Annotated in this window: 22 protein-coding genes; 18 read left to right on the forward strand and 4 right to left on the reverse strand. The window is 54.4% G+C overall.

What is annotated here, in order from left to right; genetic code table 11:
- Positions 1-154 precede the first annotated feature (154 nt).
- The 3 genes from tal (at position 155) to AC6I8A_RS03550 (ending at position 3,236) form a co-directional block, all read left to right on the forward strand.
- On the forward strand, positions 155-1,108 hold the full coding sequence (tal, locus tag AC6I8A_RS03540; protein WP_061718163.1) for a transaldolase: 954 nt from the start codon (positions 155-157) through the stop codon (positions 1,106-1,108).
- Between the two features lie 119 nt (positions 1,109-1,227).
- On the forward strand, positions 1,228-1,815 hold the full coding sequence (gene mog, locus AC6I8A_RS03545; RefSeq protein WP_154154282.1) for a molybdopterin adenylyltransferase: 588 nt from the start codon (positions 1,228-1,230) through the stop codon (positions 1,813-1,815).
- Positions 1,816-1,925: 110 nt separating this feature from the next.
- The gene (locus AC6I8A_RS03550; RefSeq protein ID WP_265301119.1) at positions 1,926-3,236 is read left to right on the forward strand and encodes an MFS transporter; all 1,311 of its coding nucleotides are present in this window, start codon (positions 1,926-1,928) and stop codon (positions 3,234-3,236) included.
- A gap of 39 nt (positions 3,237-3,275) precedes the next feature.
- Here AC6I8A_RS03550 and satP read toward each other — a convergent pair whose 3' ends face one another.
- The gene (satP, locus tag AC6I8A_RS03555) at positions 3,276-3,836 is read right to left on the reverse strand and encodes an acetate uptake transporter (protein WP_497818046.1); all 561 of its coding nucleotides are present in this window, start codon (positions 3,834-3,836) and stop codon (positions 3,276-3,278) included.
- Positions 3,837-4,136: 300 nt separating this feature from the next.
- On the opposite strand from satP, the gene dnaK reads away from it, so the two are divergent.
- The 4 genes from dnaK to nhaR all read left to right on the forward strand — a co-directional run bounded on the left by dnaK (position 4,137) and on the right by nhaR (position 9,628).
- Positions 4,137-6,041 carry a molecular chaperone DnaK gene (gene dnaK, locus AC6I8A_RS03560; protein ID WP_256695562.1) on the forward strand — a complete coding sequence of 635 codons (1,905 nt, stop codon included), beginning with the start codon at positions 4,137-4,139 and terminating at the stop codon, positions 6,039-6,041.
- A 104-nt stretch (positions 6,042-6,145) separates the two neighbouring features.
- Positions 6,146-7,279 (forward strand): molecular chaperone DnaJ, encoded by a 1,134-nt coding sequence (dnaJ, locus tag AC6I8A_RS03565; RefSeq protein WP_497818047.1) that lies wholly within the window; start codon positions 6,146-6,148, stop codon positions 7,277-7,279.
- A gap of 232 nt (positions 7,280-7,511) precedes the next feature.
- Complete coding sequence (nhaA, locus tag AC6I8A_RS03570; protein ID WP_256695565.1) at positions 7,512-8,690, forward strand: Na+/H+ antiporter NhaA; 1,179 nt, start codon at positions 7,512-7,514, stop codon at positions 8,688-8,690.
- Positions 8,691-8,725: 35 nt separating this feature from the next.
- Positions 8,726-9,628 carry a transcriptional activator NhaR gene (gene nhaR, locus AC6I8A_RS03575; protein ID WP_265301129.1) on the forward strand — a complete coding sequence of 301 codons (903 nt, stop codon included), beginning with the start codon at positions 8,726-8,728 and terminating at the stop codon, positions 9,626-9,628.
- Positions 9,629-9,681: 53 nt separating this feature from the next.
- Here the strand turns inward: nhaR and rpsT are convergent, their stop codons facing one another.
- On the reverse strand, positions 9,682-9,945 hold the full coding sequence (rpsT, locus tag AC6I8A_RS03580) for a 30S ribosomal protein S20 (protein ID WP_036619798.1): 264 nt from the start codon (positions 9,943-9,945) through the stop codon (positions 9,682-9,684).
- Between the two features lie 318 nt (positions 9,946-10,263).
- On the opposite strand from rpsT, the gene ribF reads away from it, so the two are divergent.
- From ribF to folA, 11 genes are all read left to right on the forward strand, one after another.
- Positions 10,264-11,202: a bifunctional riboflavin kinase/FAD synthetase gene (gene ribF / locus AC6I8A_RS03585; RefSeq protein ID WP_256695569.1), complete on the forward strand. Its 939-nt coding sequence runs from the start codon at positions 10,264-10,266 to the stop codon at positions 11,200-11,202.
- 27 nt (positions 11,203-11,229) lie between these two features.
- On the forward strand, positions 11,230-14,049 hold the full coding sequence (ileS, locus tag AC6I8A_RS03590) for an isoleucine--tRNA ligase (protein ID WP_497818048.1): 2,820 nt from the start codon (positions 11,230-11,232) through the stop codon (positions 14,047-14,049).
- Positions 14,049-14,555, forward strand: coding sequence for a signal peptidase II (lspA, locus tag AC6I8A_RS03595; protein ID WP_256695572.1), 507 nt, complete (start codon positions 14,049-14,051; stop codon positions 14,553-14,555). The genes ileS and lspA overlap by 1 nt, the downstream gene beginning before the upstream one ends.
- A gap of 3 nt (positions 14,556-14,558) precedes the next feature.
- Positions 14,559-15,029, forward strand: coding sequence for an FKBP-type peptidyl-prolyl cis-trans isomerase (fkpB, locus tag AC6I8A_RS03600; RefSeq protein ID WP_008108656.1), 471 nt, complete (start codon positions 14,559-14,561; stop codon positions 15,027-15,029).
- Positions 15,010-15,963 (forward strand): 4-hydroxy-3-methylbut-2-enyl diphosphate reductase, encoded by a 954-nt coding sequence (ispH, locus tag AC6I8A_RS03605; RefSeq protein ID WP_008108655.1) that lies wholly within the window; start codon positions 15,010-15,012, stop codon positions 15,961-15,963. Before fkpB ends, ispH begins: the two co-directional genes overlap by 20 nt.
- A 221-nt stretch (positions 15,964-16,184) precedes the next feature.
- Positions 16,185-17,000: a 4-hydroxy-tetrahydrodipicolinate reductase gene (gene dapB / locus AC6I8A_RS03610; protein ID WP_436332310.1), complete on the forward strand. Its 816-nt coding sequence runs from the start codon at positions 16,185-16,187 to the stop codon at positions 16,998-17,000.
- Positions 17,001-17,005: 5 nt separating this feature from the next.
- Positions 17,006-17,407, forward strand: coding sequence for a hypothetical protein (locus AC6I8A_RS03615; RefSeq protein WP_497818049.1), 402 nt, complete (start codon positions 17,006-17,008; stop codon positions 17,405-17,407).
- 62 nt (positions 17,408-17,469) lie between these two features.
- The gene (gene carA / locus AC6I8A_RS03620; RefSeq protein ID WP_256695575.1) at positions 17,470-18,618 is read left to right on the forward strand and encodes a glutamine-hydrolyzing carbamoyl-phosphate synthase small subunit; all 1,149 of its coding nucleotides are present in this window, start codon (positions 17,470-17,472) and stop codon (positions 18,616-18,618) included.
- 13 nt (positions 18,619-18,631) lie between these two features.
- On the forward strand, positions 18,632-21,853 hold the full coding sequence (gene carB, locus AC6I8A_RS03625; protein WP_497818050.1) for a carbamoyl-phosphate synthase large subunit: 3,222 nt from the start codon (positions 18,632-18,634) through the stop codon (positions 21,851-21,853).
- Positions 21,854-22,092: 239 nt separating this feature from the next.
- On the forward strand, positions 22,093-23,235 hold the full coding sequence (locus tag AC6I8A_RS03630) for a porin (RefSeq protein ID WP_497818051.1): 1,143 nt from the start codon (positions 22,093-22,095) through the stop codon (positions 23,233-23,235).
- A gap of 285 nt (positions 23,236-23,520) precedes the next feature.
- Positions 23,521-24,003 carry a type 3 dihydrofolate reductase gene (gene folA, locus AC6I8A_RS03635; RefSeq protein WP_137385137.1) on the forward strand — a complete coding sequence of 161 codons (483 nt, stop codon included), beginning with the start codon at positions 23,521-23,523 and terminating at the stop codon, positions 24,001-24,003.
- 53 nt (positions 24,004-24,056) lie between these two features.
- On the opposite strand, the gene apaH is transcribed toward folA, so the two are convergent.
- Both apaH and apaG read right to left on the reverse strand, forming a co-directional pair.
- Positions 24,057-24,926, reverse strand: coding sequence for a bis(5'-nucleosyl)-tetraphosphatase (symmetrical) ApaH (gene apaH / locus AC6I8A_RS03640; RefSeq protein ID WP_497818052.1), 870 nt, complete (start codon positions 24,924-24,926; stop codon positions 24,057-24,059).
- Between the two features lie 48 nt (positions 24,927-24,974).
- Positions 24,975-25,352 (reverse strand): Co2+/Mg2+ efflux facilitator ApaG/CorD, encoded by a 378-nt coding sequence (apaG, locus tag AC6I8A_RS03645; protein WP_497818053.1) that lies wholly within the window; start codon positions 25,350-25,352, stop codon positions 24,975-24,977.
- Positions 25,353-25,356 lie beyond the last annotated feature (4 nt).

Here is a 25,356-nt window from a genome sequence, read left to right on the forward strand (position 1 = left end):
AGAGTGTAGCAAAAAAGCGGCATGGATCGGCTAATCGCTCACATTTGTTAGCGCTATCGTAAAGGGCACTTCGTGGTGTTGCGCCGTCACTTGTGCGTGATATTATCGCAACAGCCTTTTACACCCTGACAGTCAACCTAAGAGAAAGAGAACCATGACGGACAAACTTACTTCCTTGCGTCAGCTGACTACTGTGGTCGCCGACACCGGTGATATCGCGGCAATGAAGCTTTACCAGCCGCAAGATGCGACCACCAACCCTTCTTTGATTCTCAACGCCGCTCAAATCCCTGAATACCGCAAACTGATCGACGAAGCCATTACCTGGGCGCGTCAGCAGAGCAGCAACAAAGAAGAACAACTGGCGCTGGTATCAGACAAGCTGGCCGTCAACATTGGTCTGGAAATTCTCAAACTGATTCCAGGTCGCATCTCGACAGAAGTGGATGCGCGCCTCTCTTACGACACTGAAGCGAGCATCGCTAAAGCGCGTAGCCTGATCAAACTGTACAACGATGCGGGCATTAGCAATGACCGTATCCTGATCAAACTGGCGTCAACCTGGCAGGGTATCCGTGCTGCTGAGCAGCTGGAAAAAGAAGGCATCAACTGTAACCTGACGCTGCTGTTCTCCTTCGCGCAGGCGCGTGCGTGTGCCGAAGCCGGCGTGTTCCTGATCTCTCCATTCGTTGGCCGTATCCTCGACTGGTACAAGCAGAACACCGATAAGAAAGAGTACGCAGCACACGAAGATCCAGGCGTGGTATCTGTGGCTGAAATCTACAACTACTACAAGCAACACGGCTATGAAACCGTGGTGATGGGCGCGAGCTTCCGTAACGTTGGCGAAATCATTGAGCTGGCGGGCTGCGACCGTCTGACCATCTCTCCAGGCCTGCTGAAAGAGCTGGCTGAGAGCGAAGGTACCGTTGAGCGTAAACTGAGCTACACCGGCGAAGTGAAAGCGCGTCCAGCGAAGATGACTGAAGCTGAGTTCTTCTGGCAGCATAACCAGGATCCAATGGCGGTGACCAAACTGGCTGAAGGTATCCGCAACTTTGCCATCGATCAGGGCAAACTTGAGAAGATGATCGCCGAACTGCTGTAAGGTGATTGGCCGTGGCGGCGACAGGCTGCCACGGTTTTACGTTTTTCCCGCACTTCCTGTATTATCCTTTTACTTCCCACGTCATTTGCTGCCTTGCAGCCAACCACAGCGATAACTCTATGGATACTTTACGAATTGGATTAATTTCCGTTTCCGATCGTGCTGCTAACGGCATCTATCAGGATCAGGGCATTCCGGCGTTAGAGAGCTGGCTCGCCGCCGCGCTGGCGACGCCGTTTGAAATCGAAACGCGTCTGGTGCCGGATGAGCAACCCATGATTGAGCAGGCGATCTGCGAGCTGGTCGATGAGCTGTTCTGCAATTTGGTGCTCACCACCGGCGGTACCGGGCCTGCGCGACGTGATGTAACGCCAGATGCCACGCTGGCGGTCGCCGACCGTGAAATGCCAGGCTTCGGCGAGCAGATGCGTCAAATCAGCCTGCAATTTGTGCCGACCGCCATTTTGTCGCGTCAGGTTGGCGTGATTCGCAAGCAGTCGCTAATCCTCAATCTGCCGGGTCAGCCGAAATCCATTAAAGAGACGCTGGAAGGACTAAAAGCGGAAGATGGAACGGTGAAGGTGCCGGGAATTTTTGCTGCTGTACCTTATTGTTTACAGCTGCTGGAAGGGCCCTATGTGGAAACACATGCCGATGTGGTAGCAGCTTTTCGCCCCAAAAGCGCCCGTCGTGAGACAAATGACTAAAAATCGGCATTTTCAGGCATAAAATCCAGCGGCACTGGTGTGGCAAAATATTGACGGTATAGTAATCCAATCTTTACATAAGTTGTTTTGCCTCTGGATACCGCTGGATTATGGATACGCACGCAACGCGTCGACTCAATGGACAGGATTACAAAACCCTGTCGCTGGCCGCCCTTGGTGGGGCGCTGGAATTCTACGACTTCATTATCTTCGTCTTCTTTGCCGCCGTGATCGGCGAGCTGTTCTTCCCGCCTGATATCCCCGAATGGCTGCGTCAGGTGCAGACCTTCGCCATCTTTGCTGCCGGTTATCTGGCGCGTCCGTTAGGCGGCATCATCATGGCGCACTTTGGTGACAAGGTTGGGCGTAAGAAGATGTTCAGCCTCAGCATTCTGTTGATGGCGCTGCCGACGTTAGCAATGGGTGCATTGCCCACTTATGCCAGCATCGGCATCGCTGCGCCGCTGTTGATGTTGCTGATGCGCGTGCTGCAAGGCGCGGCTATTGGCGGTGAAGTGCCAGGCGCGTGGGTGTTTGTCGCCGAACATGTGCCCGAAAAACGCATCGGTTTTGCCTGCGGCACGCTGACGGCGGGCTTAACCGCCGGCATTCTGCTCGGTTCGCTGGTGGCAACGGTTTTGAATACCACGCTGTCGCCTGCTGCGATTCGCGATCACGGCTGGCGCATTCCCTTCTTCCTCGGCGGGGTGTTTGGCCTGCTGGCGATGTATCTGCGTCGCTGGCTGCATGAAACGCCGGTGTTCCAGCAGATGCAGCAGCGCAAAGCGCTGGCAGAAAAAATGCCGCTGCAAACCATCCTAGCCAGTCATAAGCGCGGCATTGTGATTTCGATGCTGCTGACCTGGCTGCTGTCGGCCTGCATTGTTGTGGTGATTTTGATGGCGCCAACGCTGATGCAGAAACAGCACGGCATTCCTGCCGCGCTCAGTCTGCAAGCCAACAGCTTCGCCACCATTATGCTGCTGCTGGGTTGCGTTATCGCCGGATGGCTGGTGGATCGTTTTGGTGCGGCGCGATCGCTGATGGTTGGTTCATTACTGCTGGCGATCGGCAGCTGGAACTTCTTCCATCAACTGGGCAGCACGCCGGAAATGCTGTTTATCTGGTATGGCTTAGCGGGCCTGAGCGTTGGCGTGGTAGGCGTGGTGCCGTTTGTTATGGTGCGCGCGTTTCCGGCGGCAGTGCGCTTTACCGGCATCTCGTTCTCTTACAATGTTGCTTACGCGATTTTTGGTGGCCTGACGCCAATTAGCGTGACGCTGATGATGAGCCTGACGCCAATGGCACCGGCCTGGTATGTGCTGGCGCTGGCGGTGATTGGCTTTATGGTGGGCATCTGGCTGTGGCGCGATAGCCGTCAGCAGCATGCGCAGTTGGATATGTCGCTGCACTCGTCATAATGCAAAAAGCGGAGCCAAGCAGCTCCGCTTTTTCATTTGTTACTCGCCAATCGGCAATACCGTACGACCAAACTTCTCATTCAACACTTCGCCCATCGCCAGATAGAACGCGCTCGATCCGCAAATGATGCCAACCCAGCCAGCAAAGCGCAGCAGCCCCGCGTTATTAGTCAGGTGGCCGATAGCCAGCAGCGCAAACAGCAGCGTCAGGCTGGCGAAGATGAACTGCAGCATTTTCGTTGAGTTGAGCGTGCCGACGAACAGGAACGCGGTGAACACGCCCCACAGCGCGAGATAGGCGCCAAGGAAGTGGCCGTCGGCTGCCTCTGCCAGCCCCAGTTTCGGCAGCAGCAGAATCGCCACTAACGTTAACCAGAAGCTGCCGTAAGAGGTAAAGGCGGTCAGCCCGAAGGTGTTGCCTTTCTTATACTCCAGCAGCCCGGCAAAAATTTGCGCGATGCCGCCGTAGAAAATACCCATCGCCAGGATGATCACATCCATCGCAAACAGGCCAGTGTTGTGTAAGTTGAGCAGGATGGTGGTCATACCGAATCCCATCAGGCCCAACGGGGCGGGATTCGCCAGCGTGGTATTGCTCATAATTCCTCAGAAGCAGCGTTGAAGATGTTGTTAGTGTTTTACCCCCGCGCAAACCGCTGGTGGCGCGAGGCGCTGCATAATAAGCGGCCTCTTTTTGGCCAACTTTGATCTGAATCGACCAGAGAATGAAATTTTTTTTAGTTTTAACCCTTGATGCGCATCGAACCGGCCCCATTTACTTGTCATCGAGCGTTGTGAGGCAGCAAAAAAAGCCTGCTTCAGCAGTTGAAAGTGGTCAGTTTGACCGCATCTCTGTTTCACAACCCTAATTGGCAAAGAATTTAAGTGGGAGATGTTTAGATGGGTAAGATTATTGGTATTGACTTGGGTACAACCAACTCATGTGTTGCAGTTATGGATGGTGGTAAAGCACGCGTGCTGGAAAACGCCGAAGGCGACCGCACCACGCCGTCGATCATTGCGTATGCACAGGATGGCGAAACTCTGGTTGGTTCACCGGCTAAACGTCAGTCTGTGACCAACCCGCAGAATACCCTGTTTGCGATTAAGCGCCTGATTGGCCGTCGCTTCCAGGACGAAGAAGTACAGCGTGATATCAAAATCATGCCGTACAAAATCATCGGCGCGGATAATGGCGACGCATGGCTGGACGTGAAAGGCCAGAAAATGGCACCGCCGCAGATCTCTGCTGAAGTGCTGAAAAAGATGAAGAAAACCGCGGAAGATTTCCTCGGTGAAGCAGTCACTGAAGCGGTTATCACCGTTCCAGCTTACTTCAACGATGCGCAGCGTCAGGCGACCAAAGACGCCGGCCGTATCGCGGGTCTGGAAGTAAAACGTATCATCAACGAACCAACCGCAGCTGCACTGGCTTACGGTCTAGATAAAGGTCAGGGCAACCGCACCATCGCGGTATACGACCTGGGCGGCGGTACTTTCGATATCTCAATCATTGAGATCGACGACGTTGATGGCGAGAAAACCTTTGAAGTTCTGGCAACCAACGGTGATACCCACTTGGGTGGTGAAGACTTCGATAGCCGTCTGATTAACTATCTGGTGGCCGAATTTAAGAAAGATCAGGGCATCGATCTGCACAACGATCCGCTGGCCATGCAGCGTCTGAAAGAAGCGGCAGAGAAAGCCAAAATCGAGCTCTCTTCAGCCCAGCAGACTGACGTTAACCTGCCGTATATCACGGCGGATGCGACCGGTCCTAAGCACCTGAACATCAAAGTAACGCGTGCGAAACTGGAATCACTGGTTGAGGATTTGGTTTCTCGCTCAATCGAGCCGTTGAAAGTGGCTCTGCAAGATGCGGGTCTGTCTGTTTCAGACATCAACGACGTGATCCTGGTAGGCGGTCAAACGCGTATGCCAATGGTTCAGGCTAAAGTGACTGAGTTCTTCGGTAAAGAGCCACGTAAAGACGTGAACCCGGATGAAGCAGTAGCTGTTGGTGCTGCGGTTCAGGGTGGCGTGTTGGCGGGTGAAGTGAAAGACGTTCTGCTGCTGGACGTAACTCCGCTGTCACTGGGTATCGAAACCATGGGCGGCGTGATGACGTCGCTGATCAGCAAGAACACCACCATCCCAACCAAACACAGCCAAGTGTTCTCGACTGCTGAAGATAACCAGTCTGCCGTGACCATTCACGTGCTGCAGGGTGAGCGTAAGCGTTCAGGCGATAACAAATCACTGGGCCAGTTCAACCTCGACGGTATCCAGGCTGCACCGCGCGGTATGCCGCAGATCGAAGTCACCTTCGATATTGATGCGGATGGTATCCTGCACGTGTCGGCGAAAGACAAAAACAGCGGTAAAGAGCAGAAGATCACCATCAAGGCTTCTTCTGGTCTGAATGAAGAAGAGATCGAAAAAATGGTGCGTGACGCGGAAGCGAACGCCGAGTCTGACCGCAAGTTCGAAGAGCTGGTTCAGACCCGTAACCAGGGCGATCAGATTTCGCACAGCACCCGTAAGCAACTGGACGAAGCGGGCGACAAACTGTCTGCAGACGACAAAGCACCAATCGAAGCGGCGTTGACCGAGCTGAACACCGCGCTGAAAGGCGAAGACAAAGCGGAAATCGAAGCCAAAATGCAGGCATTGATGGAAGTGTCCAGCAAACTGATGGAGCTGGCACAGCAGCAGGGTCAGGCAGCTGATGCAGGCGATGCTTCTGCACAGAAAGAAGACGACGTTGTCGACGCTGAGTTCGAAGAAGTTAAAGACAAAAAATAATTGCCCCTGACCGGGCGCGATGGCTGGCCTGACAGCCGTTGAAACCAGCACGGGCGTAGGAGATCTCTCCACGCCCGTGCGATCATGTTAAGGGCAGAACAAATATGGCTAAGAGTGATTTATACGAGATCTTAGGCGTCTCTAAATCCGCAGATGAGCGTGAAATCAAAAAGGCTTACAAGCGCCTGGCGATGAAATACCATCCGGACCGTAATCCGGACAATAAAGAAGCCGAAGCAAAGTTTAAAGAAATTAAGGAAGCCTACGAAATTCTGACCGACGCACAGAAGCGTGCGGCTTACGACCAATATGGTCATGCAGCCTTTGAACAAGGTGGCATGGGCGGCGGTGGCGGCTTCGGCGGCGGCGGTGCTGACTTCAGCGATATCTTTGGCGACGTATTTGGCGATATTTTTGGTGGTGGCCGCCGTCAGCGTGCCTCACGTGGCGCCGATTTACGCTACAACATGGAGCTAGCGCTGGAAGAAGCGGTACGCGGCGTGACCAAAGAGATCCGCATTCCAACTCTGGAAGAGTGCGATGTCTGCCACGGCAGCGGCGCGAAAGCGGGGACCAAACCGCAGACCTGTCATACTTGTCATGGCGCAGGCCAGGTGCAGATGCGTCAGGGCTTCTTCACCGTGCAGCAGGCGTGTCCGACCTGTCACGGTCGCGGTTCAGTGATAAAGGATCCGTGCAATGCTTGTCATGGACACGGTCGTGTTGAGCGCAGTAAAACCCTGTCGGTGAAAATCCCTGCAGGCGTGGATACCGGCGATCGCATTCGTCTGACCGGCGAAGGAGAAGCGGGCGAACACGGCGCACCAGCGGGCGATCTGTACGTTCAGGTTTCGGTGAAAAAACACCCGATCTTCGAGCGTGAAGATAACAACCTGTATTGCGAAGTGCCGATTAATTTCGCGATGGCAGCATTGGGTGGCGAGATTGAAGTGCCAACGCTTGATGGCCGCGTGAACCTGAAAGTGCCTTCTGAAACGCAAACCGGCAAGCTGTTCCGCATGCGCGGTAAAGGCGTGAAATCGGTGCGTGGCGGTGTGGTGGGTGATTTGCTGTGTCGTGTGGTGGTGGAAACGCCAGTCAGCCTCAACGACAAACAGAAAGCGTTGCTGCGCGAACTGGAAGAGAGTTTTGGTGGCCCGAGCGGCGAGAAAAACAGTCCGCGCTCCAAAAGTTTCCTCGACGGTGTGAAGAAGTTCTTTGACGATTTAACGCGTTAATTTCATCAGTTATGCAGTCACTAAGCGGAGAGGAAACTCTCCGCTTTTTTTATGTTTTGCCGCTAAACGGTCGCTCCTGATGTAAGCTCAACCTGCCTTGCGTGTGATATGAGCAGAAATGCCCTCATAATGCATCGGCATTGCCGAGCAATTAACGAGATATAAGCTGCTTTTAACGAGGTGTCTGAATCGCTACACTTCTCAGCCAAAATGTCTCTACTCAGGAGGAGTTGTGAACAAACCCCGTTCTATTCGAAGCTTGCTGAAAAGCTTTATCGCCAGTGACGCCAGCAACGGCATGGTGCTGATTTTGGCGGCCGTTGCGGCGATGATTTTGGCGAACAGCGCAGAAACCGCTCAAGGTTATCAATCGTTTCTTGCCGAGCCGGTGCAAATTCGCTTTGGCGCATTAGACATCAGCAAAAACCTGCTGCTGTGGATCAACGATGCCATGATGGCGCTGTTTTTCCTGGTGATTGGTTTGGAAGTGAAACGTGAGTTGATCACCGGTGAACTCGCCAGCCGCGATCGCGCTATTTTCCCGGTGATTGCGGCAATTGGCGGCATGGTTATGCCGGGACTGATTTTCCTGATGCTCAATCATGGCGATCCTATTGCACGTAACGGCTGGGCAATTCCTACCGCGACCGATATCGCCTTTGCTTTGGGCGTGCTGGCGCTGCTAGGCAGCCGCGTGCCGACCGCGCTGAAAGTGTTCCTGATGGCGCTGGCGATTATTGATGATCTTGGCGCTATCGTGATCATCGCGCTGTTCTACACCAGCGATCTTTCGGTGTTGTCGTTGAGCGTGGCGGCGGGTGCGATTGTGCTGCTGGCGATTCTCAATCGTTGCGGCGTGCGTAACATTGCCATCTATATGTTGGTCGGCATTGTGCTGTGGACGGCGGTGCTCAAATCGGGTGTGCACGCAACGTTAGCGGGCGTGATTGTTGGCTTCTTTGTGCCGCTGGAAGAGAAGAACGGTCATTCTCCGGCCGAGCATCTGGCGCATGGTTTGATGCCGTGGGTCAACTGGCTGATTCTGCCGCTGTTCGCTTTCGCTAACGCCGGCATCTCGCTGAGCGGCATTACCTTTATGGATGCGCTGTCGCCAGAGCCGCTGGGCATCATTCTCGGCTTACTGATTGGTAAACCGTTGGGCATCACGTTGTTCTGCTGGCTGGCAGTGAAGTGGCGGCTGGCGGTACTACCGGGAGGCACCACCCTACGCGATATCATGGCGATTGGTGTGCTGTGCGGTATCGGCTTTACTATGTCGATCTTTATTAGTTCGCTGGCGTTTGATGCCGCCCACGAGCAACTGGTGACCTTCTCCAAACTGGGGATTCTCAGTGGCTCGCTGCTTTCGGCGATCATTGGTTACACGCTGCTGCGCATCAAACTGCGTTAAAAGAGGAAGGAGGCGAAAGCCTCCTTTTTTTGCCGATGAATCAGCTCAATTTTAATCATCTCTACTATTTCTGGCAGGTGTGTAAAACCGGCTCGGTGGTGCGTGCGGCGGATGTGCTGTGCCTGGCACCACAGACGGTTACTGGCCAGATTAAATCGCTGGAAGAGCAACTCGGCGGCGTGCTGTTTCGCCGTCAGGGACGCGGTTTGGTGCCCAATGAGCTTGGGCAACTGGTGTTCCGCTATGCCGATCGCATGTTCATGCTGAGTCAGGAGATGCTCGATATCGTTAACTACCGCAAAGAGTCGCATCTGCTGTTTGATGTAGGCGTGGCGGATGCGCTGTCAAAGCAACTGGTGAGTAAGGTGCTGGAGGCGGCAGTGGTGGCTGAAGAGAGAATCCATTTACGCTGTTTTGAATCAACGCATGAGATGCTGCTGGAACAGCTGAGCCAACACAAGCTGGATATGATCCTTTCCGATTGCCCGATTGATTCCACTCAGCAGGAAGGGCTGTTTTCGGTCAAGCTGGGCGAGTGTCCCATCAGCTTCTGGTGCAACACACCGTTACCGACGCTGCCGTTTCCTGCCAGCCTGGAAGAGCGGCGTTTGCTGATTCCGGGGCGTCGCTCGATGCTGGGCCGCAAACTGCTGAACTGGATTCACAGCCAGGGCTTACAGGTGGAGATTCTGGGTGAGTTTGATGATGCGGCCTTAATGAAGGCATTTGGTGCGCTGAACAACGCGATATTTGTGGCTCCCACACTGTATGGTGACGAGATTTACCGGGATGACGCCATCAAAGAGATTGGACGGTTGGATGCGGTGATGGAGGAGTATCACGTGATCTTTGCCGAACGGATGATTCAGCATCCGGCGGTACAGCGGATCTGCCATCGCGACTTCAGTGCGCTGTTTACCCCTGAATTGCAGGCATAAAAAAACCGGCTAAGCGCCGGTTCTTTTTTACAAAGCGATAAACAGACAGGCGATTAAGCCAGTTTGTTGATCTGTGCAGTCAGGTTTGCTTTATGACGTGCAGCTTTGTTTTTGTGGATCAGACCTTTAGCAGCCTGACGGTCCACGAGTGGTTGCATTTCGTTGAATGCGTTCTGCGCAGCAGCTTTGTCGCCTGTTGCGATAGCCGCGTATACTTTCTTGATGAAAGTACGCATCATTGAACGGTTGCTTGCGTTATGCTTGCGACGTTTCTCAGATGTTACGGCGCGTTTCTTAGCTGATTTGATATTAGCCAAGGTCCAACTCCCAAATGTGATCTATATGGACAAATCAAAGGCCGAGGACTATGCCTTTTGCGCCTTCTTATGTCAATGGATTTGTGCAAATAAGCGTCGTTTTAAAAACAACACTCGATTACGTAATTGATGGCGCAGGATTCTACCAGCAACGCGGCGTTGAATACAGTATTTCGCAGCAAAAATCTTCAGATCCTTACTAAGCAACTGGCTAGGCGTGGAATAAGCCGCGCCAGAAGCAGGAAAGGCACGTATACGGGTTAACCTAAACGCCATTCAAGGGTATAATCCGCCGATTTCCACCGGTTTGAGTCAGCCATGAAGTTTATCCGCGGTATTTATAATCTGAAAGAGCAGCATCGCGGCTGCGTCCTGACCATTGGTAATTTCGACGGCGTACATCGCGGCCACCAGGCTTTGATGGCTGAATTAATTGCTGAGGGACGAAAACGCAATCTGCCGGTGGTGGTGATGGTATTTGAGCCACAACCGCTTGAGCTGTTTGCCGGCGATAAAGCCCCGGCGCGCCTTACGCGTTTGCGTGAAAAGCTGAAATACCTCGAACAAGCGGGCGTTGATGCCGTACTTTGCCTACGTTTTGATCGTCGCTTCGCTGCGCATTCGGCGCAGAGTTTTATTTCCGAATTGCTGGTGGACAAGCTCAACGTCAAGTTTCTGGCCGTCGGCGATGATTTCCGCTTCGGCGCTGGTCGCCAGGGGGATTTCCTGTTATTACAGAAGGCCGGTGCGGAGTATGGCTTTGAGGTCATCAGCACCCAAACTTATTGCGATAGCGGCAAGCGCATCAGCAGCACCGCCGTTCGTCAGGCGCTGGCGCAGGATGATTTTGCGCAAGCCGAAGCGCTGCTGGGCCATCCGTTCAGCATCTCAGGTCGCGTAGTGCATGGCGATGCACTCGGGCGCACCATCGGTTTCCCAACGGCTAATCTCCCTTTGCGTCGCACCGTTACGCCGGTTAAAGGCGTGTTTGCAGTGGAAGTGTTGGGCCTCGGCGATCAGCCGCTGCCTGGCGTGGCCAATATTGGTACGCGCCCAACGGTAAAAGGTTTACGTCAGCAGCTTGAAGTTCACCTGCTCGACACAAATATGAATCTCTATGGGCGTCACATTGAAGTGGTGCTGAAACAGAAGATTCGCGATGAACAGCGTTTCGCTTCGCTGGACGCGCTGAAAGAACAAATTGCGAAAGATGTGGTGACGGCCCGCCAATTCTTTGGGCTAAAAACACCGGTTTAATGACCGAAATACGGAATCGAGAATCTGATGAGTGACTATAAATCTACCCTGAATTTGCCGGAAACGGGGTTCCCGATGCGTGGCGATCTGGCCAAGCGTGAACCGGGAATGCTGCAACGTTGGTATGATGACAACCTGTACGGCATCATCCGCGAAGCCAAGAAAGGGAAAAAAACCTTTATTTTGCATGATGGCCCTCCTTATGCGAACGGCAGCATTCATATTGGTCACTCTGTTAACAAGATTCTGAAAGACATTATCGTTAAGTCGAAAGGCATGGCGGGCTACGACTCGCCGTACGTTCCCGGTTGGGACTGCCACGGTTTGCCGATTGAGCACAAAGTTGAGCAGATGATTGGTAAGCCGGGCGAGAAAGTCAGCGCGGCTGAATTCCGTGCCGCTTGCCGCCAATACGCGGCAGAGCAGGTTGAAGGTCAGAAAAATGACTTCATCCGTCTCGGCGTGCTGGGCGACTGGGATCGTCCTTACCTGACGATGAACTTCCAGACCGAAGCCAACATCATTCGTGCGCTGGGTAAAATCATCGGCAACGGCCATCTGCACAAAGGCGCGAAGCCGGTGCACTGGTGCATGGATTGCCGCTCGGCGCTGGCTGAAGCGGAAGTGGAGTATTACGACAAAACTTCACCATCCATCGACGTGATGTTCAATGCCGTTGATGCTGATGCAGTGCGCGCGAAGTTTGGTGTTGCCGCGTCAGAAGGCCCGGTTTCACTGGTGATCTGGACCACCACGCCGTGGACCATGCCAGCCAACCGCGGTATCTCGCTGCATCCGGAATTTGAATATCAGCTGCTGCAGATCGAAGGTCGCAGCCTGATCCTCGCCAAAGAGATGGTTGAGAGCGTGATGAAGCGCGCCGGCATCAGTGACTGGAAAGTGCTGGGCGAATGCAACGGCGCGGCGCTGGAGCTGCAACTGTTCCAGCATCCGTTCCTCGAGCAAATCCAATCCAAAGTGGTGCTGGGTGAGCACGTGACGCTGGAAGCCGGTACCGGTGCGGTACATACCGCGCCAGGCCATGGTCCGGATGACTATGTTATCGGTCAGAAATACGGTCTGGAAACCGCCAATCCGGTGGGTCCGGATGGCACGTATCTGCCAGGCACCTATCCTACGCTTGATGGCATAAACGTCTTTAAAGCCAACGACATGATCGTTGAGCTGCTGAAAGAGAAGGGCGCGCTGCTGCACGTTGAGAAACTGCTGCACAGCTACCCGCACTGCTGGCGTCACAAAACGCCGATCATCTTCCGTGCCACGCCACAATGGTTCATCAGCATGGATCAGAAAGGCCTGCGTGCGCAGTCGCTGAAAGAGATCAAAGGCGTGCAGTGGATCCCGGATTGGGGTCAGGCGCGTATCGAAGCGATGGTGGCGAACCGTCCTGACTGGTGTATCTCACGTCAGCGTACGTGGGGCGTGCCGATGGCGCTGTTTGTGCATAAAGAGAGCGAGCAGCTGCATCCGGATACGCTGGAGCTGATGGAGAAAGTCGCCAAACTGGTTGAGCAGGACGGCATCCAGGCGTGGTGGGATCTCGATCCGCGCGATCTGATGGGCGACGACGCTGACCATTACGTTAAAGTGCCAGACACCTTAGACGTGTGGTTCGACTCCGGATCAACCAGCTACGCGGTAGTGGATGCGCGTCCGGAATTCGGTGGTCATACGCCGGATATGTATCTGGAAGGTTCGGATCAGCATCGCGGCTGGTTCATGTCTTCTCTGATGATCTCCACAGCGATGAAAGGCAAAGCGCCTTATCGTCAGGTACTGACGCACGGTTTCACCGTGGATGGTCAGGGCCGCAAGATGTCGAAATCGATCGGCAACACCGTGGCGCCGCAGGATGTCATGGATAAGCTGGGCGCGGATATTCTGCGTCTGTGGGTCGCCTCTACCGATTACTCCGGTGAGATGGCGGTCTCCGACGAAATCCTCAAGCGTGCCGCAGACAGCTATCGTCGTATCCGTAACACCGCGCGTTTCCTGCTGGCTAACCTCGCGGGCTTCAACCCGGCGACCGATTGCGTCAAGCCGGAAGAGATGGTGGTGGTGGATCGCTGGGCGGTTGGCCGTGCGCTGGCAGCGCAGCAGGATATCGTGCACTCCTACGAAAACTACGATTTCCACGAAGTGGTGCAGCGTCTGATGCACTTCTGCTCTATCGAAATGGGCTCGTTCTATCTCGATGTGATCAAAGATCGTCAGTACACCGCGAAAGGCGACAGCCTGGCGCGTCGCAGCTGCCAAACCGCGCTGTGGCATATCGTTGAAGCGCTGGTGCGCTGGATGGCGCCAATCATGTCCTTCACCGCAGACGAAATCTGGGGCTACCTGCCGGGCGAGCGCGCGAAATACGTGTTCACTGAAGAGTGGTACCAGGGTCTGTTTGGTCTGGCGGATAACGAAGCGCTGAACGACGCCTATTGGGATGATCTGCTGAAAGTGCGCGGCGAAGTGAACAAGGTCATCGAGCAAGCGCGAAGCGACAAACGCATCGGTGGCGCGCTGGAAGCCACGGTCACGCTGTATGCGGATGCCGAGCTGGCCGCTAAGCTGCAGGCGTTGGGCGATGAGCTGCGTTTCGTGCTGTTAACTTCAGGCGCAACCGTGGCGGATTACGCCACTGCCAGCGATGAAGCGCAGCAGAGCGAACTGTTCAAAGGTCTGAAAATCGCGCTGCACAAAGCAGAAGGCGAGAAATGTCCGCGCTGCTGGCATTACACTACAGACGTTGGCCAGAATCCTGAGCACGCTGCGGTATGTGGCCGTTGCTACACTAACGTGTCCGGAAACGGCGAGCAGCGGAAATTTGCCTGATGAGTAAAGCTATTTCTTCGACGGGTTTGCGCTGGCTTTGGCTGGTGCTGGTGGTGATCGCCATCGATTTTGGCAGCAAAATGTGGGTTATGGATAACATGATGCTGCATGAAACGCAGCCGCTGATGCCGTTCCTGAATCTGTTCTACGCGCACAACTATGGCGCGGCGTTCAGCTTCCTGGCGGACAAAGGCGGCTGGCAGCGCTGGTTCTTTGCCGGCATCGCCATTGCTATCGTCCTGGCACTGTTGGTGATGATGTATCGCAACGCTGCCAGCAACAAATTAACCAATATTGCCTACGCGCTGATTATCGGCGGGGCGTTGGGTAACCTGTTTGACCGTTCGTATCACGGCTTTGTGGTCGATTTTATCGACTTCTATGTTGGTGACTGGCACTTCGCGACCTTCAACATCGCCGACTGTGCCATCTGTATCGGCGCGGCGCTGGTGGTGCTGGAAGGTTTTCTCAGCCCGAACGGCAAACCGGCAAAAGATAAAGGGTAAAAAATGAGTGAGTCTGTTCAGCGCGATAGCGCGTTGCTGGTGCATTTTACGCTGAAGCTGGAAGATGGCTCGACGGCCGAATCCACGCGCGCCAACGGCAAACCTGCGCTGTTCTGTCTGGGCGATGGCAGCCTTTCAGCCGCGCTGGAACAGCAACTTCTGGGGCGTAAAGTGGGCGACAAGCACGCCTTTACCCTCGAGCCGGAGGATGCCTTCGGCGGCACCAGCCCGGATCTGGTTCAGTACTTTTCGCGTCGTGACTTTAACGACGCGGGCGAGCCGGAAGTCGGTGCCATCATGCTGTTCAGCGGCCGTGGCGGTAGCGAAATGCCGGGCGTGATCCGTGAAGTTTCCGGCGACTCCATCACCGTAGATTTCAACCATCCGCTGGCGGGTCAGCGCATTCAGTTTGATATTGAAGTGCTGGAGATTGATCCGGCGCTGGAGGCCAACGATGCAAATCCTGTTAGCTAACCCACGCGGTTTCTGCGCAGGCGTTGATCGCGCCATCAGCATCGTCGAGCGCGCGCTGGAGATGTACGGCGCGCCCATCTACGTGCGTCATGAAGTGGTGCATAACCGCTACGTGGTGAGCAGCTTGCGCGAACGTGGAGCGATCTTTATTGAGGAGATCGCTGAAGTGCCGGATAACGCCATTCTGATCTTCTCCGCACACGGCGTATCGCAAGCGGTTCGCGCCGAAGCCAAAGCGCGTAACCTCACCATGCTGTTTGATGCTACCTGTCCGCTGGTGACCAAAGTGCATATGGAAGTGGCGCGCGCCAGCCGTAAAGGTGTCGAAGCGATTCTCATTGGTCACGCGGGGCATCCGGAAGTGGAAGGCACCATGGGCCAGTACAGCAATCCCAACGGCGGCATGTATCTGGTGGAATCACCGGAAGATGTGTTCAAGCTGAACGTCAAAGATGAGAGCAACCTGTGCTTTATGACCCAGACCACGCTGTCAGTCGATGATACTTCGGACGTGATTGATGCACTGCGTCAGCGCTTCCCGGCGATTATCGGTCCTCGTAAAGATGACATCTGCTACGCCACCACCAACCGTCAGGAAGCCGTTCGCGTGCTGGCGCGAGATGCTGAAGTGGTGCTGGTCGTGGGATCGAAAAACTCTTCTAACTCGAACCGTCTGGCCGAACTGGCGCAGCGTGCCGGTAAACTGGCGAAGCTGATCGATTCGGCTGATGACATTCAGGAAGAGTGGGTCAAAGATAAGCAGATCATCGGTGTTACCGCGGGCGCTTCTGCTCCTGACATTCTGGTGCAGCAGGTGATCCAGCGTCTGCGTGAGCTCGGCGGTGAAGCGGCGATTGAGCTGATTGGCCGTGAAGAGAACATCGTGTTTGAAGTACCGAAAGAGCTGCGCGTCGATGTGCGTAACGTGCAGTAAGCGGTTCATACCGCAATAAAATCAGGCCGACATTGTTCGGCCTTTTCTTTGCCTGTCGCAGCCAGAAATCCGACTTCCAGCACGCGGGATTGCTTTTACTGATAATGTTTCGCGGCTGGCATAAAATTCTTATATCCCTTTATTATTGTGGCGTGACGGTTATCTGACCGTTAACCTGTTTACGCTTTACATGCATAGATTTGTATCAGGAATGAATAATTATGAGTGAAATCCGCATTGCTATCGTTGGTGCGCCGGGTCGCATGGGACGCAATTTGATTCAGGCCGCACAGCAGGCGGAAGGTGTTGCGCTCGGCGCGGCACTGGCGCGTAGCGATTCGTCATTGCTGGGCGTTGATGCTGGCGAACTGGCGGGCATCGGCAAAACGGGCGTGATTGTCTCTGACGATCTGCAAAAGGTGGTTAACGACTTCGATATCCTGATCGATTTCACCCGTCCGGAAGGCACGCTGGAGTATCTGGCGTTTTGTCGCCAGCACAACAAAGCGATGGTGATCGGCACCACCGGTTTTGATGAAGCCGGTAAAGCGGCGATTCGCGCGGCAGCCGAAGAGATTGGCATCGTGTTCGCTGCCAATTTCAGCGTGGGCGTCAATCTGGTGCTGAATCTGCTGCAGCAGGCGGCGAAGGTAATGGGCGACTACGCGGATATTGAAATCGTTGAAGCGCACCATCGTCATAAAGTTGATGCACCATCAGGTACAGCGCTGGCGATGGGCGAGGCGATTGCCGATGCCATGAAGTGGAATCTGGATGAGCACGCGGTATATGCCCGTGAAGGTCATACCGGTGAGCGTAAAGCGCAAACCATCGGATTTGCTACCGTGCGCGCCGGCGATATCGTGGGTGAACATACAGCGATGTTTGCAGATATTGGTGAGCGTGTAGAGATTACCCACAAGGCTTCCAGCCGTATGACCTTTGCAAATGGTGCAGTTAAGGCGGCAAGTTGGTTAAAGAACAAGAAATCCGGCCTTTATGATATGCGTGATGTGCTGGATTTATCGATGTTGTGAGTGTTGTGAACCATCGTGATGTGGTTATTTCAATCGGTAAGACTTTGATTGACGAGGGCAATGTGATCATTGCCCTTTATTTTATCTATAAATGGATGCTTTGTTTGTTTTTTACTGCGAAGTGCTTATTTATCGTGATTGGTGAGCGTTTATCAGGCTTGCAATGGCTAATTTTGACCATTTGGTCAAAAATTTATACGCGCCAGCATCACTTTGCTATCATCGCCGTCAGGCAACCGATTATTTTTCCGAGTTATCTCACTCTTTTGTCGCCTTTCACCGTTTTTAACATTCAGTTGCCCGAAATATACAAAAAAATAACCACATGTTGTAGACAAGGTGCGGGGCGATCATTAGAATGCGCGCAATTTGCCAAAATTCGAGTACTCAGGCGGGTTTTGCATTGATTCTGGCACTGCTTTTGAATTAATATGCAAATATTGTGACTGTTTATTCCCTGGAGGATGTTTTGATTAAGTCAGCGCTCTTGGTTCTGGAAGACGGAACCCAATTCCACGGTCGGGCCATCGGGGCTACGGGGTCGGCAGTGGGAGAAGTTGTTTTCAACACTTCAATGACCGGTTATCAAGAAATCCTCACTGATCCTTCCTATTCCCGCCAAATCGTTACCCTCACTTATCCCCATATCGGCAATGTTGGCGTTAACGCCGCCGATGAAGAATCCAGCCAAATCCATGCTCAAGGCCTCGTTATTCGCGATCTGCCGCTGATTACCAGCAACTTCCGCAGTGAAGAAAGTCTGTCAGCTTACCTGCAGCGCAATAACATCGTTGGCATCGCCGATATCGACACGCGCAAACTGACCCGTTTGCTGCGCGAGAAGGGCGCACAGAGCGGCTGCATTATTGCGGGTGATAATCCGGATGCCGCACTGGCGCTGCAGAAAGCGCAGGCGTTCCCGGGCTTGAAAGGCATGGACTTGGCGAAAGAAGTGACCACCGCTGAAACCTACGCGTGGCAGCAAGGTAGCTGGACACTGGAAGGTGACCTGCCGGAACAGAAAACGGCGGAAGAGCTGCCGTTCCATGTGGTGGCGTACGATTACGGCGCTAAGCGCAACATCCTGCGCATGCTAGTGGATCGCGGCTGCCGCCTGACGGTAGTACCGGCGCAAACCCCGGCGGAAGAGGTTCTTGCACTCAATCCAGACGGTATTTTCCTGTCGAACGGTCCTGGCGACCCGGAGCCGTGCGACTACGCGATTAACGCCATTCAGGCGTTCCTGAAAACCGATGTTCCGGTATTCGGTATCTGCCTTGGCCATCAGCTGTTAGCGCTGGCGAGCGGTGCCAAAACTATCAAGATGAAACTCGGCCACCACGGCGGCAACCATCCGGTGAAAGATCTCGACAACAATACCGTGATGATCACCGCGCAGAACCACGGTTTTGCGGTGGATGACAGCCAGTTGCCGGCCAATCTGCGCGTGACGCATGTGTCGCTGTTCGACCAAACCGTGCAGGGCATTCATCGCACTGACAAACCGGCCTTCAGCTTCCAGGGACACCCGGAAGCGAGCCCAGGCCCGCACGATGCGGCGCCACTGTTCGATCACTTTATCGAACTGATCGAAGCATACCGTTCTAACGCGAAGTAATCAGGAGCCCACGATGCCAAAACGTACAGACATAAAATCCATCCTGATTCTTGGTGCTGGCCCGATCGTTATCGGCCAGGCATGTGAATTTGACTACTCCGGTGCGCAGGCGTGTAAAGCGCTGCGCGAAGAGGGCTACCGCGTCATTCTGGTTAACTCGAACCCGGCAACCATTATGACCGACCCGGAAATGGCTGATGCGACTTACATCGAGCCGATTCACTGGGAAGTGGTACGCAAGATTATCGAAAAAGAGCGTCCGGATGCGGTGCTGCCAACCATGGGTGGTCAGACAGCGCTGAACTGTGCGCTGGAGCTGGAGCGTCAGGGCGTGCTGGCTGAGTTCGGCGTCACCATGATTGGTGCAACTGCCGATGCCATTGATAAAGCCGAAGACCGTCGTCGCTTCGACGTGGCGATGAAGAGCATTGGTCTGGGCACCGCACGTTCCGGTATCGCGCACACCATGGAAGAAGCGCTGGCGGTGGCCGAAGACGTTGGCTTCCCGTGCATCATTCGCCCTTCCTTTACCATGGGCGGCACCGGCGGCGGTATCGCTTATAACCGTGAAGAGTTCGAAGAGATTTGCGAACGCGGTCTCGACTTGTCGCCAACCAATGAGCTGCTGATTGATGAGTCGCTGATTGGCTGGAAAGAGTACGAGATGGAAGTGGTGCGTGATAAAAACGACAACTGCATCATCGTCTGCTCGATCGAAAACTTCGATGCGATGGGTATTCACACCGGTGACTCCATCACCGTAGCGCCGGCGCAAACCCTGACTGACAAAGAATACCAAATCATGCGTAACGCCTCGCTGGCGGTGCTGCGTGAAATCGGTGTCGAAACTGGCGGTTCGAACGTCCAGTTCTCGGTGAACCCGAAAGATGGCCGCATGATCGTCATCGAAATGAACCCGCGCGTATCGCGTTCGTCAGCGCTGGCTTCGAAAGCGACCGGCTTCCCGATTGCCAAAGTGGCGGCGAAACTGGCGGTGGGCTTCACCCTCGATGAGCTGATGAACGACATTACCGGCGGCTTAACGCCAGCGTCGTTCGAACCTTCTATCGACTACGTCGTTACCAAGATTCCTCGCTTCAACTTCGAGAAGTTCGCCGGTGCCAACGATCGTCTGACAACGCAGATGAAATCAGTGGGCGAAGTGATGGCGATTGGCCGTACCTTCCAGGAATCGATGCAGAAAGCGCTGCGCGGTCTGGAAGTCGGTGCCAACGGTTTCGATCCGAAAGTCAGCCTTGACGATCCCGAAGCGTTAACGCGCATTCGTCGCGAACTGAAAGATGCTGGTTCTGACCGTATCTGGTACATCGCTGATGCATTCCGTGCAGGTATGTCGGTTGATGGCGTGTTCAACCTCACCAACATCGATCGCTGGTTCCTGGTGCAGATTGAAGAGCTGGTGCGTCTGGAAGAGCAGGTTGAGCGCGAAGGTGTGAACTCGCTGAATGCGGAATTCCTGCGTGCGCTGAAGCGTAAAGGTTTTGCTGATGTCCGTCTGGCCGCGCTGGCGGGCGTATCAGAAGGCGAAATCCGTAAGCTGCGTCAGCAATTTAACCTGCATCCGGTTTATAAACGCGTTGATACCTGCGCGGCTGAATTCGCCACCGACACCGCTTATATGTACTCAACCTACGAGGATGAGTGCGAAGCCAATCCAAACCAGGATCGTGAAAAAATCATGATTCTGGGTGGTGGTCCAAACCGTATCGGCCAGGGCATCGAGTTTGATTACTGCTGCGTGCATGCGGCGCTGGCGCTGCGTGAAGACGGTTATGAGACCATCATGGTCAACTGTAACCCGGAAACCGTATCAACCGATTACGACACTTCGGATCGCCTCTACTTCGAGCCGGTCACGCTGGAGGACGTGCTGGAAATCGTACGTATCGAGAAGCCGAAAGGCGTCATCGTACAGTACGGCGGCCAGACGCCGCTGAAACTGGCACGCGCGCTGGAAGCGGCTGGCGTTCCGGTGATTGGTACCAGCCCGGACTCGATTGACCGTGCAGAAGACCGCGAGCGTTTCCAGCAGGCGGTTGATCGCCTGAGCCTGAAGCAACCGGCGAACGCCACCGTTGCCACGCTGGAGCAGGCCGTTGAGAAAGCGGCTGGTATCGGCTATCCGCTGGTGGTGCGTCCTTCTTATGTGCTGGGCGGCCGCGCGATGGAAATCGTCTACGACGAAATCGACCTGAAGCGTTACTTCCAGACGGCGGTATCGGTCTCTAACGATGCGCCAGTGTTGCTGGATCGCTTCCTCGATGATGCGGTTGAAGTGGATGTCGATGCAATTTGCGACGGCGAACGCGTGCTGATTGGCGGCATTATGGAGCACATCGAGCAGGCGGGCGTGCACTCCGGTGACTCCGCATGTTCACTGCCGGCCTACACGCTGAGCACCGAAATCCAGAACGTGATGCGTCAGCAGGTGGAAAAACTGGCCTTCGAGCTGAATGTACGTGGCTTGATGAACGTGCAGTTCGCGGTGAAGGACAATGAAGTTTACCTGATTGAGGTGAACCCACGCGCCGCGCGTACCGTACCGTTCGTGTCGAAAGCCACTGGCGTGGCGCTGGCGAAGGTTGCCGCGCGCGTGATGGCCGGTAAAACGCTGGCTGAGCAGGGCGTCACCAAAGAAGTGATTCCACCGTATTACTCGGTGAAAGAAGTGGTGCTGCCGTTCAACAAGTTCCCAGGCGTTGACCCTATCCTCGGCCCAGAAATGCGCTCAACCGGTGAAGTGATGGGCGTTGGTCGCACCTTCGCTGAAGCCTTCGCCAAAGCGATGCTGGGTGCGCAGAGCAACATGAAGAAAACCGGTCGCGCGTTGCTGTCAGTGCGTGAAGGCGATAAGAAACGTATCGTCGACCTGGCGGCAAAACTGCAAAAGTTTGGTTTCGAGCTGGATGCGACGCACGGTACCGCAGTGGTGCTGGGTGAAGCGGGCATCAATCCACGTCTGGTGAACAAGGTGCATGAAGGTCGTCCGCACATTCAGGACCGTCTGAAAAACGGTGAATATACCTACATCGTCAACACCACGGCGGGGCGTCAGGCAATTGAAGACTCCAAGCTGATTCGTCGTAGCGCGCTGCAGTACAAAGTGCATTACGACACCACGCTGAACGGCGGCTTTGCCACGGCGATGGCGCTGAACGCAGATCCGACTGAGCAAGTGATTTCGGTGCAGGAAATGCACGCGCAAATTAAATAATCACTCGTTTGATAGTCATAAAGCGGCTCCTGCGGGAGCCGTTTTTTTTGCCTATTACCTGTAGCCGAATATCCTTATCTGTAAAAATCCTATTGATTTGACATATGTTTTATCAGTTGATGCGGAAAGACTTACACCTCGGAATATCCGCACAAATTTATAAATAAGATCCCAGTGAGCGCACCGTACTATTTCGCTCGCTCATCAATAGAGCGCTCACCTTAACTGGGATATAAAAAATGCAAATGCGTGCTTTCACTCTCAGCGCTATTGCTGCGTTACTCGCAGCGGCGCCACTCGCCAGCCAGGCGGAAATTACTTTACTCAAGCAGGAACCACAGGCGGGCGATCCGCTGAGCCGTCTCGACTTCAAAGTGGGCGGCAGTATTCGTCCGCAATACCTGCATCAGAATGGCGTCAACGACAAGTCGTACAAACGTAATGGCTATGACGGCGGATCACGTTTCCGTTTTACCGCCAATTATTACCTGTTCGACGACGTAAGCTGGGTGGGTTACTACGAGCTGGGCGTTAACTTCCCAGCCTGGTGGGGTTGGGACAATCATCATGCGGATGGTGCGAATAACACCTCGCGTCGCCAACTCTATACCGGCTTCAAAAGCGCCACCCTGGGTGAACTCTACTTTGGTCAGCAGAACAGCGTTTACTACGATGTAGTGGGTGCGAAAACCGATATCTGGGATTACGACATGCTGGCCCAGGCGCCGGGCAACGGTATCAATGGCGACTACGACGGCTCGTACCGTTCGCGCAAAATGCTGAAGTACAAAAACACCTTCGGCGATGCGGATGTGTATGCATCTTACCTGTTTGAAGATAACGAATTCCTGCCAGGCAATGGCCTGCGCTATAAGCGTAAAGGCGGCGGTTCGCTAGGCGTGAACTACCACATCACCAAAGATTTGGCATGGGGCACCGCGTGGAACTACACCCGCGCCGATATCCGCAATCCAAACAATGGCGACAGCAAACGCTATGACCAGAATATCTATGGCACTGCGCTCAGCTGGACACCGGATAACTGGACGCTGTCAGCCGGTGCCGGTTGGTATGAGAACTTCTCACCAACCAAACGCAACACCGTTAACAACTACTTCGCGGATGACGCGTGGGGCATCGAATACTTTGCTGGCTACAAATTCCCAATTGGTCAGTATGCGGTGAAATCCATCCAGCCTTACTTCATGGGCGACCGTCTGGAGTTCGTCAACGGACGTGACTACAAACGTATCGATAACGGCGTTGGCGTGAGTGCACAGCTGGATTACGGCTTCCGTGTCGATTACGAATATGTCATCACCTCCAGCACAGACAAGTCACTGGGCAACGTGAACCTGGTGCGTCTGCGCTACGATTTCTAAAGCGTCTCAACGGCTCCTGCGGGAGCCGTTTTCTTTTGTCGCACAGAGTGCGCTTTTCTTTACACTGCGATACCGATAATGCGACGTTTCGCGCGGAGTTGTGCCGCCTCGTCAGCAATTTCTGGCTCCTCGCCCCGCTATTGCCGGGAAAGTCGGTGTAAAACTCTGTCCAATAACAAAAGTGCGGTGGCATCGGAGCTTTACGCAAATAGCGGGGTCGGCCTATCGACGAAAGTTTCGCCTTTACGTATGATGGCGCCAATTTTTTCCAGTAGGTCTTTTAACATGATTAGTCTGATCGCGGCACTGGCAGCGGACCGCATTATTGGTATGGAAAACGCCATGCCATGGAACCTGCCAGCAGATTTGGCGTGGTTCAAACGTAATACCTTGAATAAGCCGGTGATTATGGGTCGTCTGACCTTTGAATCGATTGGCCGTCCGCTTCCTGGCCGCTTGAACATTGTGGTCAGCAGCCAGCCGGGCAATCACGAAGGCGTTACCTGGGTGACATCGCTGGAAGAGGCGGTAAAAGCGGCAGGTGATGTTGAAGAAATGATGGTGATTGGTGGTGGACGCGTTTACGAGCAGATGCTGGCTCGCGCGGATCGTCTTTATCTGACTCATATCGATGCGGAAGTGGAAGGGGATACGCAGTTCCCGGATTACGAGCCGGACGAGTGGCAGTCAACCTTCAGCGAATTCCACGATGCCGATGAGCAGAACTCGCACAGCTACTGCTTCGAGATCCTCGATCGCCGCACGTAGGGTTGCTATTTACCGCGACCAATAAAAAACCCCGCTTCAGCGGGGTTTTTTATTTACGGCGTATCACTTAACGGCGGATGCGCACTCACCGCGCTCTCGGCCATCGCCTGCTCTCGATTGGATGCCTGCACGTAATATTGTTTGGTTTCCCAATGCAGCAGCGTCAATGTTCCGCCCCAGCAGCAGCCAGTATCCAGCCCAATCACATGTTCCGGCGTGCCTTTACCTTCCAGCGATGCCCAGTGACCAAAGATCTGCGTATAGTCGCTGTCGATTTTGCCCGGTACGTTAAACCACGGCTTAAGCGGTGGCGGAGCCGATTCTGGCGACTCTTTGCAGATCATATCCAGCTGGCCATTCGGGAAGCAGAAGCGCATGCGCGTCAGCGCATTGGTGCTAAAGCGCAGTCGTGCCAGGCCGCTCAGCTCCGGCGTCCAGTTGTTTGGCATGTCGCCGTACATCGCATCAAGAAACAGCGGATAGCTGTCGCTGGAAAGCACCGCTTCCACTTCACGCGCGCACAGCTGCGCTGTCTCCAGATCCCACTGTGGCGTAATGCCTGAATGCGCCATCAACAGTTTCTTCTCTTCATCCACCTGCAACAGCGGCTGACGACGTAACCAGTTGATCAACTCATCGGCATCATCGGCTTCCAGCAGCGGCGTCAGGCGATCTTTCGGTTTATTGCGGCTGATACCGGCAAATACCGCCAGCAAATGCAGGTCGTGATTACCCAGCACCAGACGCACGCAATCACCCAGCGATTTCACATAGCGCAGCACATCGAGCGAGCCGGGGCCACGCGCCACCAAATCGCCGGTAAGCCACAAGGTGTCCTGCTGCGGATCGAAATCAACCTGCGCTAATAGCGCACGAAGCTCGTCATAACAGCCATGAACATCGCCAATCAGGTATGTACTCATTGTCAGTCCGATTAAAACGCGCCGCCCGGACGGGCCGGGCGGAAGGGATTAGTGAATGTGGGTTTGCACCGCGAGTCGGAACACCGGAATCTCGACGTGGAACTCTTCGCCCGCATCATCGACCATCACATAGTGACCTTGCATGGTGCCCATCGGCGTCTCCAGAATCGCGCCGCTGGTGTACTGATACTCGCCGCCGGCAGCAATGTGCGGCTGATCGCCGACCACGCCTTCACCTTGCACTTCAGTCTCGCGACCGTTGCCGTTAGTGATCAGCCAATAGCGGCTGCGCAGCTGTACGTTGCTGCGCCCTAAATTGCGAATGGTGATGGTGTAGGCAAACACGTAACGATCCTCATCGGGCAAGGATTGCGATTCCACATACTGACTATGCACATGGATACAGACGCGGGCCAGTTCACTCATGCAC

Source organism: Pantoea sp. X-Soil-ISGK-275, assembly GCF_059730795.1.